Genomic DNA, 14257 nt, shown 5'->3' with positions numbered 1-14257 from the left:
GTCGGCTGCCGTCCGGAACCGCTCGGGACACCGTCCCGGCGCCCGACGGGCCTACTCGAAGACCACCAGCGCCCGTCCGCCCTTGCCCGCCAGCATGTTCTCGAACGCCCCGGGAATCCCCTCCAGGCCGATGCGCTCTGTCACCATCGACCCGACGTCGAGCCGGCCCGCCCTGATGTGCCCGGCGAGCACGGGGAGGTCCTGCGCCGGGTCGGAGTTGCCGTAGACGCAGCCGGAGAGCGTACGGCCCCAGTGGAAGAGTTCCAGGGCGTTGAAGGTGACCTGCTGGTCCTTGCCTCCGATGCCGACCACCGTCGTGCGGCCGCCGCGCCGCGTCGACTCCCAGGCCGTACGGATCGTCGCCGCGCGGCCCACGCACTCGACCGCGGCGTCCACGCCGTGGCCGCCCGTCAGCCGGCGGATGTCCTTGGCCGTCGTTTCGGACGCCACCACGAACTCGGTGGCACCGGCGGCCCGCGCGAGTTCCTCCTTCGCCGGGGAGACGTCCACCGCGATGATCGCCGACGCACCCGCGATCCGCGCGGACTGCAGCGTCGCGAGGCCGACCCCGCCCGCCCCGAAGACCGCGACCGTCTCCCCCGCGCGGACCCGCGACGAGTGGTGCACGGCGCCGTACCCGGTGAGGACCGCACAGCCCAGCAGCGCCGCGTCGGTGAGCGGAATACCGTCGGGCACCGGCAGGACGCAGTTCGCGGCGACGACCGTCTCCTCGGCGAACGCCGCGACGTTCAGGCCGGGATGCAGCTCGGTGCCGTCGGCGGTACGGGCGTGGATGCGGCCGGCCCCCGACAGCGCGTCCGCGCAGAGCCACACCTCGCCCAGCGAGCAGGCATGGCATGTCCCGCAGGACGGGGCCCAGTTGAGGACGACACCGGCACCGGGGGCGACATGGGTGACGCCCTCGCCCACGGAGACGACGGTGCCCGCACCCTCGTGGCCGAGGACCGCGGGGACCGGCACCCGCATGGTGCCGTTCGCCAGGGAGAGGTCGGAGTGACAGACCCCGGCTGCGGCGAGACGGACCCGGACCTGGCCGGGGCCGGGCTCGGGCAGTTCGATGCCGGTGACCTCCAGAGGGGAACCGACGGCGGACAGGACGGCTGCGCGGACCATGTGCGGTACTCCCGGGCTCAGAACTGCAGGGACTTGGTCTGGAGGTACTCGGCGAGACCGTGCGAGCCGAGCTCGCGGCCGACGCCGGACTGCTTGTAACCGCCGAAGGGCGCGAGCGGGTTGAAGCGGCCGCCGTTGATGTCGACCTGGCCGGTGTCCATCCGCCGCGCGAAAGCCACCGCCTCGCTCTCCTCACCGGCCCAGACCGCACCCGCGAGGCCGTAGACGGTGCCGTTGGCGATCCGCAGGGCGTCCTCCTCGTCCTCGTAGGCGATGACCGAGACGACCGGACCGAAGATCTCCTCCTGTGCGATGGTCATGCCGGGGGTGACATCGGCGAAGACGGTCGGGCTGACGTAGTACCCCCGCTCCAGCGGTGCCTCGGGGCCGCCCGCGACGAGCCTGGCCCCCTCCTCGACGCCCTTCTCGATGTATCCGCGGACCCGGTCCAGCTGCTTGGCGTTGACCAGCGGCCCCATCCGCTCGCCCGGGGCGTACTTGGCGGCGGCGGCCGCCGCGAGGGTGACCGCCTCGTCATACTGGTCGCGGTGGACCAGCATCCTGGTCCAGGCGCTGCACGTCTGGCCGGAGTTGCCCATGACGTTGGCGACGCCGACACCCACCGCCTTGGCCAGGTCGGCGCTCGGCAGGATCACGTTGGCGGACTTCCCGCCGAGCTCCAGGGCGACGCGCTTGACCGCCGCGCCGGCGACCGCGCCGATCTGGCGGCCGACGGCGGTGGAGCCGGTGAAGGAGACCAGGTCCACGCCTTCGTGCCCGGCCAGCGCCTGGCCGGCGACCGAACCGACTCCGGTGACCAGGTTGAAGACCCCGGCGGGCAGCCCCGCTTCCGCGGTCGCCTCGGCGAACAGCTGCGCCGTCAGCGGGGTGTCCTCGGCCGGCTTCAGGACGACCGTGCACCCCGCGGCGAGCGCCGGGGCCACCTTGGCGACGATCTGGTGCAGCGGGTAGTTCCAGGGGGTGATCGCGCCGACCACGCCGATCGGTTCGGAGAGGACGGTGGAGTTGCCGACCGTCTCCTTGAAGGGGTAGGTGGCGGCCAGTTCCGCGTACGAAGCCGCGACCAGCGCGGGTACGCCCGCGTGCACGGCCCGGGAGAACTGCGGGGGCGCGCCCAGCTCGGCGGTGACGGTCTCCGCGATCTCGTCCCGGCGCGCGACCAGTACATCGCGCAGGGCCCCGATCCTGGCGGCGCGCTCGGCGGGCGCCGTCGCTGCCCAGGCCGGGAAGGCCGCACGGGCCGCCCGTACCGCCGCGTCGACGTCCTCCGGCGTACCGGCCGGGACATGGCCGATGACCTGCTCGTCGGCCGGATTCACCACCGCGATGGTGTCCGGGCCGGCCGCGGGCCGCCACTCGCCGCCGATGTACATGCCGTCGTGGGCCTTCATCGCACTCCTCCAGAGCCTGCCGGTGTCGCCGCACCGGCACGGCCCCGTGCGGGGCCGGGCGGTGACCGTCACCGCCCAAACTAGCGGCGTTAGTTTTCCAGCGCCAGGGCCCCCGGCACAGACGTGCCGGGAAGGGGTGCGCGCCCCGCGCTCAGTCCAGTACGGGTCCGAGATACGCGTGCAGCAGCTCCCGGACCTCCGCTATCAGCCCCGCGTCCCCCGACGGCTCGGCGCGGAAGGCGAGTTGGAGCAGCGCGTCGGTCGCCTCGACACCGACGAGTACCTTGCGGCGCAGCCTGTCGTCGGCGGCCCTGCCGAGGTGGGACGCGAGCAGTCCGGTGAGGCGGTCGGCGACCTTCGGGTTGGGTTCGTCCAGTGCCGCCGGGCCGCCGAAGTCGACGAAGGCGAATCCGGGGACGGTCCGCCGCATGGCGAGGTACTCGTCGAGTACGGCGTCGATCACCCCGCGCCAGTCGGCTGCGGGGAGCGCGGTGAGCCGGTCGGTGATCCGGGCCGCGTAGCCGTCCAGATTGCGCTGCGCCAGGGCGTCCGCCATCGCGCGCTTGTTTCCGAAGAAGCGGTAGACGGAGCCGATGGGGACGGCCGCCCGCGCGGCGACGGCGCGGGTGGTCAGCCGCTCGTACCCGCCCTCGTCGAGGATTTCCGCGCAGGCGTCGAGTATCCGGGTCAGCCGCTCGGCACTGCGCTGCTGTACGGGGACGCGCCGGAGCGCGTTCGGATCGGCCATGCGCTCCATGATGCCCCGACGCGGTGTCGCCCCCGGTTTCCCCCCGTTGACGCGCGGTAAGCGCAATCCTACTGTTGAGCATAGGATTCTTTCGGCACCGGGGAGCGAGCGATGACGACTACCGAGCAGGCCAGAGAGCTTGAGCGGGCCGGAGAGATCGAGCGGGCCAGGGAGACGGCCGGGGCGCTCGTGTACTCGTCGGGCTTCGGCAATGAGCACAGCACGGAGGCGGTGCCCGGCGCCCTGCCGCACGGCCGGAACTCGCCGCAGCGCGCCCCGCTCGGGCTCTACGCGGAACAGCTCAGCGGCTCCGCGTTCACCGAGCCCCGCGCGCACAACCGCCGCTCCTGGCTGTACCGGATCAGGCCGTCCGCCGCGCATCCTCCCTTCGTGCGGATCGAGAACGGCACGGTGCGCGGCGCGCCGTTCACCGAGAAAGTTCCCGACCCCAACCGGCTGCGCTGGGACCCGATGCCCGAGCCCGCCCCTGGCACGGACTTCCTGGCCGGCCTGTGGACCCTGGGCGGCAACGGCGACGCGACCATGCGCTCCGGGATGGCGGTGCACCTCTACCACGCCAACTCGCCCATGACCGACCGGGTGTTCAGCGACGCCGACGGCGAGCTGCTGATCGTCCCGGAGAGCGGCGGGCTCCTCATCCGTACCGAGCTGGGGCTGCTGAGCGCGCGGCCCGGTGAGGTCGCGCTGATCCCGCGCGGGGTCCGGTTCCGCGTCGAGCTGCTGGACGAGGTGGTCCGCGGCTATGTGTGCGAGAACTACGGCCGCCCCTTCCAGCTCCCCAACCTCGGCCCGATCGGCGCCAACGGCCTGGCCAACGCACGGGACTTCCTGGCCCCGGTGGCCGCCTACGAGGACGACGGGGGCGACGGGCGCCCGGTCCAGGTGGTCAACAAGTACTGCGGCAACCTCTGGGCCGCGGAGTACGACCACTCGCCGCTGGACGTCGTGGCCTGGCACGGCAACCACGCGCCGTACGTCTACGACCTGCACCGGTTCAATGTGATGGGGTCCATCAGCTACGACCACCCGGACCCGTCGATCTTCACGGTGCTGACGTCCCCGTCCGACACCGAGGGGCTCGCCGGTGTCGATTTCGTGGTCTTCGCGCCGCGCTGGCTGGTCGGCGAGGACACGTTCCGGCCGCCGTACTTCCACCGCAACGTGATGAGCGAGTACATGGGGCTGATCGAGGGCGCGTACGACGCGAAGACGGCGGGCAAGGGCGGATTCGTACCGGGTGGCGGCTCCCTGCACAACATGATGTCCGCGCACGGCCCTGACCGGGAGACCTTCGAGCGGGCCGGCGCCGCCGAGCTCAAACCGCAGAAGATCGACGACGGGCTCGCCTTCATGTTCGAGACGCGCTGGCCGGTGACGGCGACCGCGCAGGCGGCGGAGGCCGGTCATCTGCAGACCGGTTACGACGACGTGTGGCAGGGGCTGGCCAGGCACTGGGAGGGCTGAGGGATACTCGGACACCACGGTCGGCCGCCGTCCGGTGCCAGTACGGCCGACCGTCCGTACGTACGGAGATCCACGTGACCGCCTTCGCGCCCGACTCGCTGGTCCTGAACCGCAGGCTGCCCCTCTGGTACCAGGTCTCGCAGTCGCTGCGGGCCTCGATACTTGGCCGCCGTCCGCAGGATCCGCTGCGGCTGCCGACCGAGGAACAACTGGCCGGGCACTACGGCGTCAGCGTGCTCACCATGCGCCAGGCCCTCAAGGAACTGGAGACGGAGGGCCTGATCACCCGGCACCGGCGGCGCGGCACCTTCATCGACCCCGGCGCACGGCCGAGCGCCCCGCGCCGCCTGCTGGGGTCGATCGACGCGATCGTCGCCCAGCAGTCGGGCGAGCGGACGACCGTACTCAGCCACGGACCGGCCCCGGTACCGGGCGAGCTCGCCGAGCACTTCCCAGGGCTGGACGAGATAGTCGGCTACACCCGGCTGCGCTGTGACGGCGAGAGCGGCGAGCCGACCAACTGGGCGGAGAACGCGCTCCGTCCGGAGATCGCCGCCGCCGTCCGGATCAGCGACCTGGAGCGCTGGCCGATGACCAAGGTCCTGCGCGACGGGGTCGGGGTGCGGATCAGCCGGATCACCGACACGGTCGAGGCCCGGCTCGCGGACCCGGTGACGGCCGAGCTCCTCCAGGTTCCGCTGCTCTCGCCGATCCTGCACTACACGGGCGTGACCTACGACGAGGCGGGCCAGGTCGTGGATGTGGCCCGGATCCGGTACCGGGGCGACAGGTTCTCGTTCTCCGTGACGGTGGAAGCGCCCTGACCTGTCGAAGGCGGGAGCGCCGGACCTCGGCCGGCGGGCGCCAGTGCCTGTGGACGGCCCCGACCGGGTGTCCGAACCGGTTGCTATCGTTCCCAGGCATGTCAGGAAAGGCGTGCGACCAAGAGCGGGGGAGGTTCCATGGGGCTGTTCGACAGCATCCGCGGAGAATTCATTGACATCGTCGAGTGGACCGACGACAGCCGGGACACCATCGTGTGGCGATTCCCGCGTCATGACAACGAGATCAAGATGGGTGCCAGGCTCGTCGTGCGCGAGTCGCAGACGGCGGTCTTCGTCAACGAGGGCCGGATAGCTGATGTCTTCCAGCCCGGCACCTACACACTGGAGACGCAGAACCTGCCGCTGCTCTCCACGCTGAAGGGCTGGAAGTACGGGTTCGACTCGCCGTTCAAGGCCGAGGTGTACTTCGTCACCACCCGCCAGTTCACCGACATGAAGTGGGGCACGCAGAACCCCGTCATCGTCCGCGACGCCGAGTTCGGCATGGTGCGGCTCCGGGCCTTCGGCGCCTTCGCCGCCCGGGTGGTGGATCCGGCCGCGCTGCTGCGCGAGCTGGCGGGCACCGACCCGCAGTTCCGCACCGAGGAGGTGCAGGAGTACCTGCGCCAGCTGATCGTCGGCAAGCTGGGCAGCGCGCTGGCCAACTCGGGCGTGCCGATGCTGGATCTGGCGACCCAGCAGGAGGCCATCGGCGTCAAGCTGGCGGGTGTGCTCACCCAGGAACTGGCGCCGGTCGGTATCGCGGTCCCCAAGTTCATCATCGAGAACATCTCGCTGCCGCCGGAGGTGGAGCAGGCGATCGACACCCGCTCCCGGATGGGCATCGCGGGCAATCTCGACCAGTACACCCAGTTCCAGGCGGCCGACGCGCTCGGCGCAGGCGCTCGGACCCCCGGCAGCGGTGTCGGCGAGGGCATGGGGCTCGGCCTCGGGATGGCCGCCGGTCAGCGGATGGCCGCCGGGCTCGCCCCGCAGCAGTCCGCGGCGGCTCCCGCAGCGCCCGCACCGGCGGCAGGTCCGCCGCCGCTGCCCGCGCGGGAGCAGTGGTTCGTCGGCGTCAACGGCGCCCAGCAGGGACCGTACGACAGCACCGCGCTGAGCGGCCTGGTGGGCGCGGGCACCCTGACGCGCGAGACGCTCGTCTGGAAGGACGGGATGCCGGGCTGGCTCCCCGCCGACCAGGTGCCCGGGGTCAGCGGGCTCTTCGGGTCCGTTCCACCGCCGTTCCCCCAGCAGGGCTGAGGCCGGGACGACGATGACCAACGACGATCAGTACACCGGAGCAGCCACCGGACCGGCCGCGGACCCGGGCGCCGGGCCCGCCTCATCCGGTACCGCTTCCCGCTCCTACCCGTGCCAGGCCTGCGGCGCCACCGTGGAATTCGCTCCCGGCTCCGGCGCGATGCGCTGCCCGTACTGCGGTCAGGAGCAGGCGGTCACCTCGGTGCCCCGCCAGGTGCGCGAGCACAGCTGGGACGAGCTGGCCGCGCTGCCCGCCAAGCCGAGGGGCTCCGTGCCCGCGGGCGTGCGGGCCTATGTCTGCCCCGGCTGCGGCGCCCACACCGAGACCGACGACCTCTCCGCCCGCTGCCAGTTCTGCGCGACCGCACTGGTCGCGGAGCCGGACGCCACCGAGCGTGTGACACCGGAGGCCGTGGTCCCCTTCGGTCTGGACCGCAACGACGCCCGCGAGGCACTGCGCAAGTGGACGTCCTCCCGCTGGTTCGCCCCCTCAAGCCTGAAGAAGGTCAGCGAGGCGGAGACCTTCAAGGGCAGCTATCTGCCGCACTGGACGTATGACGCCGAGACGGTCTCCGACTACTGGGGCCAGCGTGGTGAGTACTACTACGTGACCGAGACGTACACCACGGAGGAGAACGGCCAGACCGTCACCAAGACCCGTCAGGTGCGGCACACGCGCTGGTTCGCCACCTCCGGAACGGTCAGCCGCGCCTTCGACGATGTGCTGGTCGCGGGGACCAACCACGTGGCCACCAAGCAGCTGGACAAGCTGACGCCCTGGCCGCTGGAGGAAGCCAAGCCCTTCCAGCCGGAGTACCTGGCCGGTTTCCAGACCGTGCGGTACGACGTGGAGCCCGAGGACGGGCTGGTGACGGCCAAGCAGCGGATGGCCGATGTCATCACGCGCGACTGCAAGTCCGACATCGGCGGGGACGAGCAGCGGGTGCACTCGGTGGACACCCGGTACTCGGGGCTCACCTTCAAGCTGATGCTGCTGCCCGTATGGTTCCTGACCTATCTCTACGCGGGCAAGAGCTGGCAGGTCATGGTCAACGCACGGACCGCCGAGGTCATCGGCGAACGCCCGTACAGCAAGGGCAAGATCGCCGCCGCGGTGGTGGCCGCCCTGGTCGTTGTCGCGGCGATCGCCCTGGTGGTGGTCAGACGGCGGTGATCGTCCTGCCGGCGAGCCTTGCCCCGTCGCGATGGGGCAAGCCCTGCCCGCCGCGACGGCACTAGCATGCGGACCGTGACGGATGACGCTCCCCTGCTCGACGATCTGATGCCCTGGTCGGTAGGGTCCCCGCGGCTGGGGCGCGACTGGGTGGTGGCGCCCGACGCCCGTTCGCTGAAGGCGCGCTGGGACACCCTGGTACGGGCCGACGGGCCGGAACGCGAGCGGCTGTTCCGCCCCACCAGGTCCAGGACGCCGGAGAGTTCCGTACCCGCGCTGCCGGGCCAGCCCACCGGGACGGTCCGCTTCAGCCGTGAGTCGGGCCCGTGTCCCGAACCGGTACGGCTCGGATGCGGCCCCTTCGACGAACAGTGGCTGATCCCGGACCACCGGCTGCTGGACGCCGCCCGCCCGGAGCTGTGGCGGGTCGCCGACGAGCACCAGCTCTTCGCCGTCGAGCAGGCCGGCGCCACAGGAGACAGCGCCACGCGGAACAGCGCGGGGCGGAACAGTGCGGCGGGAGACAGTGCCGCACAGGACTCAAGCCCGGCACTGCTGGTCTCGGCCGTGCTCCCGGACGGCCGTTCCCCGGCGGGCCGCCCCGGCCGGATCAGGCCGCTGCACCGCAGGCCCGGCGGGGCCGAGCCCAACATCGCGCCGGGGCTGGCGGATCTGCTCACCGCGCGGTACGGGCAGGAGGTCACCGCCGAGCAGATACTCGCCTGGGCGGTGGCCGCGGCCGGACCGGTGCCCGGCGGGTGCGCCGTACCGCTGACCGCCGACCCGGAGCTCTGGTCGTCCGGGACCGAACTGGGGCGGCGCTTGCTCCGCATCCAGCTGCGCGGGGCACGCGGCGGCGAACGGCCCCGGCTGCCCGGCGGCCGCCGCCCCTATGTGCGGGCCGCCGTCCCGCCCCGGCCCGGCACGCTCACGTACGACCCCGGCGAGGAGGCCCTGCTGCTCGGCACCGGGCGTATCTCGCCGGTACCCGCCGAGGCCTGGGACTTCACGGTGGGCGGTGCCCGGGTGCTCGACCTCTGGTTCGGGCGCAGGACCGCTCCGGCGCAGCCCGGCACGCTGGAGGCGCTGCGGCCGGCCGGCTGGCCCCCGGAGTGGAGCTCCGAACTGCTGGAGCTGATCACCGTGCTGGCCCTGCTGGCCGGACTCCGCTCCAGGCAGGGCGAGTTGCGGCGGAAGCTGGAGTCGGGCCCGCGCATCGGGCGGGCCGACCTGGAAGCGGCAGGCGTCCTTCCGGTACCCGCGGCGGCCCGTCGCCCCGCGTCGGTGCTCGACCACCACGAGGAGGGCCCGGAAGGCCAGTTCGCTCTGCTGTGACGCCGCTGACGGGAGCTGGGTGGCTTGCTGACGGGCCGGTTACTGACGAAGAGGGCCTGGGCAGGGTTACGGGGAGTCAGGTCCGGCGAACACACCGGCGCGCCACTGTGCGCCCCGGGAATGACGGGCGGGACGTGAGCAGCGCCGCACCGGGACGGTGTGGTCGCCCGGCCGTGGACCGGTCGTGCCGGTTCGGAGGTTTCAGCCGCGGCTGCCGAACAGCGAGCGGCGCAGCCGTCGCAGCGGGGCGAAGAGCTTCACCCGCGCGCCCCTGCCTGTCCTGGAGTGTGCGACGTCACGTGAGGTGAGCTCACGCATCAGGGTCGTCGCTTCTGCCGACTCGCGCTGCGGGACCACAGGGCCGCCGAGCACCGAGAGATGGCGGTCGAGGCGCGAACTGGTCGCGCCGCTTCCGCACGTGATCGCAGGCACTCGTGGCCTGCTGCGCACTGTTATCTGTTCCATGTCACTCCCCACCCGTACGAGGGCACCCGGCCCGGGGCACAGTAACCCTATCGCCCCTCGGAGGCACCCGTGTATCCCGGGCGCCGGATTCACCTCTGCCATACGGAGGTTGACGTAACTCTCCGAATATATCTGGTTCCAGGGAGAGTTGGCCGGTTCCGTTCCGCCCTGCCGGACACGGGAGCCGAACCGGACGGAGGCCCCGCTGGTACACGGGGCCTCCTCCCCCGGCGAGCGTCAGTCCTGTGCGGTGAGCACGGGCAGATAGCCGCCGGACTGGCCGGCTGCCGTGGGGTGGTAGGACTCGGTCGGATTGAGGAAGTTCACGCTGTGCAGCCAGCTGTCGGACGAGCAGATCTCATGTCCGGAGAAGGCGGAGGTGACGTCGCCGAACGCGAAGCCGTGGTCGGCGGCGCGTTTGGCGGTCACCGCGTTGAGGTGGTCGGACGCCGAATTGATGGCGCTGCGCTCCGTCTCGCTCAGCCCGGCGATACACGTGCCGTTCAGCTGGTAGAAGCGCGGATAGCCGAGCACGACCACATGCGCGGAGGGGGACTTGGCGGTGATCGCCGCGTAGACCTTGTCCAGCAGGCCGGGCAGCGTCGAGTCGATGTACGTGTTGGCTGTCGCGAGGGCGGCGAGACAGGCCGCCTGGGACTTCAGGACGCAGGTGGTCATGGTGTCGGCGAAGCCCGCGTCGTTGCCGCCGATGGTGAGGGAGACCAGACCGGTCGAGGAATTCAGCGCGGAGAGCTGGCTGGAGAGGACGTCACTCGTACGGGCGCCCGAGCAGGCGACGAAGGCGAACGACGAGGGTGAGTGGGCCGCCGCCCACAGTTTCGGGTACGCGAGGCTGCTGCGCTTGCAGTTCCCGCTCGAGCTGTCGTAGCTGCCGGATCCGACACCGGACGAGTACGAGTCGCCGAGGGCCACATAGCTGGTGGATGCGGCCGGTTGGGCAGCCTGCGCCGCGCCCGCCCCGGTGAGGGCGAGTCCGACGGCGAGCAGAACAGAGGATGAGAAAGTCACAAATCTGGACAATTTCATGGAACCTCCTTGAGCGGGATTTCCGCCACGTCTGTCGTACCAGCTCATGTCCACATTCTGGAAGTGTTCATGCCAAGTATTCGACGCATCGACGGCTTACGGCCGCCTGCCCGTCAGTGAAGCCGGGGCGTCGGTCGCTCCGGGCCTGAACCGCCTGGATTCACACCTTCGGTGACACGGCGTCAGTGGGCCGTACAGCCGTATGTCGGCCCCGCCCGGGGAGAACGCGTGACACAAAGGGCGTGCACCGGCCGCCCCCGTGCCGGATCATGGGCGCATGTCCGCAAACCCTGAGGCATCCCTGCCGATCCGGCTCAACGTCGACGACAGCGATTCGCCGTCCGATGTCGTGGACGCGCTGTTCCTCGGCCGCTTCGCCACGGGAGAGCAGCCGTACTCGCACAGTTCCTCGATCGACCGCGTCAAGAAGGGGCTCACCCTGCTGCCGCCCGGCGCGACCGTGCTGCGGGCGGCCCGGGACGACGACCGCAGCGCGACGCTTGCCGAGGGCGAGGGGTGGACGCTGCTCGTCTCGCGCTGGAGCCGCGGCGCCGACGTCACCGTCACCGCGGTCAGCGAGGAGCTGGCGACGAAGGTACTGAAGCAGTCGACGGATGACGCGCAGGACGAGCCCGAACCGCAGCCCGAGAACGTCGCCATGGGGTTCTGGTACGTCTCCCCGCGCCGCGGTCCGCACCGCACCACCCGGCAGATCGCGGCCGGTACCTGGGACGAGGTGCGGCCCAACTACACGGCGCCGGTGGCCGATGCGCTGGACGGACTGATGAAGGTCACTCCGGACGACATCTCGGGCCGGCTGCTCCTGCTGCACGGTCCGCCCGGCACCGGGAAGACGTCGGCGCTGCGCACCCTGGCCCGGTCCTGGCGGGACTGGTGCCAGGTGGACTGCGTGCTCGACCCGGAGCGGCTGTTCAACGACGTCGGCTATCTGATGGACATCGCCATCGGCGAGGACGACGGTTCGGCGAAGGGCCGCTGGCGGCTGCTGCTCCTCGAGGACTGCGACGAGCTGATCCGCGGCGAGGCCAAGCACACCGCGGGGCAGGCGCTGTCACGGCTGCTGAACCTCACGGACGGGCTGCTGGGCCAGGGCCGCAATGTCCTGGTGGGCGTCACCACCAATGAGGACCTGGAGCGTCTGCACCCCGCCGTGGTGCGTCCGGGCCGCTGCCTGGCCCGGATCGAGGTCGGCCCGCTGACCCGCAAGGAGTCGACGGCGTGGCTGGGCACGGACGAGGGCGTCGGCCGGGAGGGCACGACGCTCGCGGAGCTGTACGCGCTGCGGCGGGGTGCGGGGCCGGCGTCCGTCCCCGCACAGGAACGGGGCGCGGACGCGGGGCTGTACCTGTAGGAGGTTCGCGGCCCCCTGCCGGAGCTACTTCCCGTAGACCGCCCGCAGCGCGTCGTCGACCGCGGTGCGGGCCGCGTCCGGAGCGAGGCCCAGCCGCTGGGCGCGCTCGGCGAAGTCCCGCGCCGCCTCCGCCGCCTCGCGGTCCGCCGCGTCACCGGCGGCCGCCACGAAGGTGCCGTTGCGTCCGCGCGTCTCGATCACACCGTCCGCCTCCAGCGCCCGGTACGACTTGGCGACCGTGTTCGCGGCGAGGCCGAGCTCCTCGGCCAGGCCCCGCACCGTCGGCAGCCGGTACCCGGCGGGAAGCTTCCCCGAGCGCGCCTGCCCGGCGATCTGGGCCCTCAGCTGCTCGTACGGGGCGGTGGCGGCATCCGTGTCAATGGCGATCTTCAGAGTCACCCCGCGATTCTCCCCCACGGAGGGCTACCGCTCCGGCGGCACCCGGCCGGAAAAGGGGAGGCGGCCCGCCGGGGTCCCCACGTAATCTGCGGCGGCGGCCGGGCCGAGCGCCGGCCGCCGCCGCACAGTCCGGCTACGAGAGCGCTCGACGGAGGTACGGCATGTCGTCAGAGGGTCCGGCCGAGGTGACGGTCGTCCTGCGGAAGGCCGGCAGCACAAAGATCAGCTATCCGGCGACGGTGCTCTCCGACGACGGCACCCGGGTGACCGTCCGGGCGGAGTGGGCAGGGTCGGGCGTACGGGACTTCGGCTTCGTACGGTTCGAGCCCGGTGACGTGTTCACCGAGCACTACTGGCGCGACCGGTGGTACGCGGTCAAGGAGGTCCGCACCGGAGCCGGGGAACTCAAGGGCTGGTACTGCGATGTGACCCGGCCGGCCGAGCTGCGCGAAGGCGAACTGGTGGTGGAGGATCTGGATCTCGACCTGTGGGTGTCGCTGGACGGGGCCGAGATTCTCCGGCTGGACGAGGACGAGTTCGAGGCGAGCGGTCTGGCCGGGCGCGACCCGGAGGCGGCACGGCAGGCCGTACAGGCCCTGGACGAGCTGGAACTGCTCGCCTCCCGCGGCCAGTTGCCGCACGCCTGACCCGTACGGCGAGGCCGGGGCCGGCGTTCACCCGGCCCCCGCCACCACTTCCCAGGTATCCCGGATATCTCAGGTGTGCCGGGCTGGGCGTGCCTCAGGTCAGCGCCACCAGGACATAGCGCTCGTCGTCGACCTCCTTGCCCCAGAGGGCGGGGTCGGCCGAGAGCAGTTCATGGTGCACGGACGCGGTGAGCGGGTCGAGGGCCGCCATCAACTGGCCTGCGGAGAGCCCGACCCCGCCCCAGACGCCCTCCACCAGCACCAGCCGGCCGCCCGGGTTGAGCAGGGAGCACCAGTGCTTGAGCGCCGCCTCGAAATCGGGCAGCAGCCACACCACATGACGGGCCAGCACCACGTCGAAGGTGCGCGCGCCGACAGGTGGCAGCGCCGCGTCCCCCACCAGCACCTCGGCGTCCGCACCGGCCAGTTTGCTGCGCGCCTGCTCGGCCATCCGGGGGGAGAGGTCGACCGCGGTGACCCGGTGCCCCTGCTCCGCGGCGAGCAGGGAGAGGCTGCCGGTGCCGCAGCCCACGTCGAGGACCGCCGCCGGCGCCCCCGGCAGCCATCTCTTCAGCCGCGCCGCCCACGCGTCGCGCACCCCGGTGTCGCGCAGGCCGTGGTCGGCCTCCTCGTCGAAGGTGTCGGCGGCGGCATCCCAGTTGATCGTCATGATCCGATGCTCTCAGCTCCCACCGACAATCCGGCTGATCACATGCCCGGCGAAACACATGTGTATCCCCCGCCCCGCTCGGGGAGTTCGCAGCCGTATGGCGGACGCGGGGCCTGGTTCTCCCGCGTCGGCGCGTTCGTATACAACCCGCTTGCAACCATCAACTGCCCAGGGCGGCGGCCATGGGGTCGAGGTCGGCGAGGAGGCCGGCCAGGCGCCGCGCGGGGAGCGACGGCGCGACCCGTGGCCGACGTGTCTGCCCGGTACGGCTGACGCTATGCA

At 71.7% G+C, this 14257-nt stretch carries 13 protein-coding genes and 1 pseudogene; 7 read left to right on the top strand and 7 right to left on the bottom strand.

Annotation, left to right across the window (positions count from 1 at the left end):
• Positions 1-51: 51 nt before the first annotated feature.
• The 3 genes from OG452_RS28805 to OG452_RS28795 all read right to left on the bottom strand — a co-directional run bounded on the left by OG452_RS28805 (position 52) and on the right by OG452_RS28795 (position 3303).
• A complete protein-coding gene (locus OG452_RS28805) occupies positions 52-1134 on the bottom strand; it encodes a Zn-dependent alcohol dehydrogenase (protein ID WP_327298477.1) in 1083 nt (360 codons plus the stop codon).
• A 17-nt stretch (positions 1135-1151) separates the two neighbouring features.
• Positions 1152-2546: an aldehyde dehydrogenase family protein gene (locus tag OG452_RS28800; RefSeq protein ID WP_327298476.1), complete on the bottom strand. Its 1395-nt coding sequence runs from the start codon at positions 2544-2546 to the stop codon at positions 1152-1154.
• Positions 2547-2697: 151 nt separating this feature from the next.
• The gene (locus OG452_RS28795) at positions 2698-3303 is read right to left on the bottom strand and encodes a TetR family transcriptional regulator (protein WP_327298475.1); all 606 of its coding nucleotides are present in this window, start codon (positions 3301-3303) and stop codon (positions 2698-2700) included.
• A gap of 102 nt (positions 3304-3405) precedes the next feature.
• On the opposite strand from OG452_RS28795, the gene hmgA reads away from it, so the two are divergent.
• The 5 genes from hmgA (at position 3406) to OG452_RS28770 (ending at position 9375) form a co-directional block, all read left to right on the top strand.
• Positions 3406-4779, top strand: a complete 1374-nt coding sequence (gene hmgA / locus OG452_RS28790) for a homogentisate 1,2-dioxygenase (protein WP_327298474.1) — start codon at positions 3406-3408, stop codon at positions 4777-4779.
• A gap of 74 nt (positions 4780-4853) precedes the next feature.
• Complete coding sequence (locus tag OG452_RS28785; RefSeq protein ID WP_327298473.1) at positions 4854-5603, top strand: GntR family transcriptional regulator; 750 nt, start codon at positions 4854-4856, stop codon at positions 5601-5603.
• A 138-nt stretch (positions 5604-5741) separates the two neighbouring features.
• On the top strand, positions 5742-6866 hold the full coding sequence (locus tag OG452_RS28780) for an SPFH domain-containing protein (protein ID WP_327298472.1): 1125 nt from the start codon (positions 5742-5744) through the stop codon (positions 6864-6866).
• 13 nt (positions 6867-6879) lie between these two features.
• The gene (locus OG452_RS28775; protein WP_327298471.1) at positions 6880-8040 is read left to right on the top strand and encodes a hypothetical protein; all 1161 of its coding nucleotides are present in this window, start codon (positions 6880-6882) and stop codon (positions 8038-8040) included.
• Between the two features lie 66 nt (positions 8041-8106).
• The gene (locus tag OG452_RS28770; RefSeq protein ID WP_327298470.1) at positions 8107-9375 is read left to right on the top strand and encodes a type ISP restriction/modification enzyme; all 1269 of its coding nucleotides are present in this window, start codon (positions 8107-8109) and stop codon (positions 9373-9375) included.
• Positions 9376-9576: 201 nt separating this feature from the next.
• On the opposite strand, the gene OG452_RS28765 is transcribed toward OG452_RS28770, so the two are convergent.
• Complete coding sequence (locus tag OG452_RS28765; RefSeq protein WP_327298469.1) at positions 9577-9840, bottom strand: hypothetical protein; 264 nt, start codon at positions 9838-9840, stop codon at positions 9577-9579.
• 237 nt (positions 9841-10077) lie between these two features.
• Positions 10078-10887, bottom strand: a complete 810-nt coding sequence (locus tag OG452_RS28760; RefSeq protein WP_327298468.1) for an SGNH/GDSL hydrolase family protein — start codon at positions 10885-10887, stop codon at positions 10078-10080.
• 277 nt (positions 10888-11164) lie between these two features.
• Here OG452_RS28760 and OG452_RS28755 point away from each other — a divergent pair, with 277 nt between their 5' ends.
• Positions 11165-12259, top strand: a complete 1095-nt coding sequence (locus tag OG452_RS28755; protein ID WP_327298467.1) for a DUF5925 domain-containing protein — start codon at positions 11165-11167, stop codon at positions 12257-12259.
• Positions 12260-12283: 24 nt separating this feature from the next.
• Here OG452_RS28755 and OG452_RS28750 read toward each other — a convergent pair whose 3' ends face one another.
• A complete protein-coding gene (locus OG452_RS28750; RefSeq protein WP_327298466.1) occupies positions 12284-12658 on the bottom strand; it encodes a GntR family transcriptional regulator in 375 nt (124 codons plus the stop codon).
• A 161-nt stretch (positions 12659-12819) separates the two neighbouring features.
• On the opposite strand from OG452_RS28750, the gene OG452_RS28745 reads away from it, so the two are divergent.
• A complete protein-coding gene (locus OG452_RS28745; RefSeq protein WP_327298465.1) occupies positions 12820-13305 on the top strand; it encodes a DUF402 domain-containing protein in 486 nt (161 codons plus the stop codon).
• A gap of 103 nt (positions 13306-13408) precedes the next feature.
• On the opposite strand, the pseudogene OG452_RS28740 reads toward OG452_RS28745, so the two are convergent.
• Positions 13409-13978 (bottom strand): annotated as a pseudogene (locus OG452_RS28740) (class I SAM-dependent methyltransferase); the annotation flags it as partial.
• Positions 13979-14257 lie beyond the last annotated feature (279 nt).

It is taken from the genome of Streptomyces sp. NBC_01197, from assembly GCF_036010505.1.
Classification (GTDB): Bacteria; Actinomycetota; Actinomycetes; order Streptomycetales; family Streptomycetaceae; genus Streptomyces.
Note: the sequence above shows the minus strand (reverse complement) of the source record. Positions and strands in the feature narration are given on the sequence as shown.

Bases quoted from the DNA above. Each gene is read 5' to 3' on its own strand.
- OG452_RS28805 (WP_327298477.1), bottom strand. From the start codon at position 1,134: ATGGTCCGCGCAGCCGTCCTGTCCGCCGTCGGTTCCCCTCTGGAGGTC.
- OG452_RS28800 (WP_327298476.1), bottom strand. From the start codon at position 2,546: ATGAAGGCCCACGACGGCATGTACATCGGCGGCGAGTGGCGGCCCGCG.
- OG452_RS28795 (WP_327298475.1), bottom strand. From the start codon at position 3,303: ATGGAGCGCATGGCCGATCCGAACGCGCTCCGGCGCGTCCCCGTACAG.
- hmgA (WP_327298474.1), top strand. From the start codon at position 3,406: ATGACGACTACCGAGCAGGCCAGAGAGCTTGAGCGGGCCGGAGAGATC.
- OG452_RS28780 (WP_327298472.1), top strand. From the start codon at position 5,742: ATGGGGCTGTTCGACAGCATCCGCGGAGAATTCATTGACATCGTCGAG.
- OG452_RS28775 (WP_327298471.1), top strand. From the start codon at position 6,880: ATGACCAACGACGATCAGTACACCGGAGCAGCCACCGGACCGGCCGCG.
- OG452_RS28770 (WP_327298470.1), top strand. From the start codon at position 8,107: ATGCGGACCGTGACGGATGACGCTCCCCTGCTCGACGATCTGATGCCC.
- OG452_RS28765 (WP_327298469.1), bottom strand. From the start codon at position 9,840: ATGGAACAGATAACAGTGCGCAGCAGGCCACGAGTGCCTGCGATCACG.
- OG452_RS28760 (WP_327298468.1), bottom strand. From the start codon at position 10,887: ATGAAATTGTCCAGATTTGTGACTTTCTCATCCTCTGTTCTGCTCGCC.
- OG452_RS28755 (WP_327298467.1), top strand. From the start codon at position 11,165: ATGTCCGCAAACCCTGAGGCATCCCTGCCGATCCGGCTCAACGTCGAC.
- OG452_RS28745 (WP_327298465.1), top strand. From the start codon at position 12,820: ATGTCGTCAGAGGGTCCGGCCGAGGTGACGGTCGTCCTGCGGAAGGCC.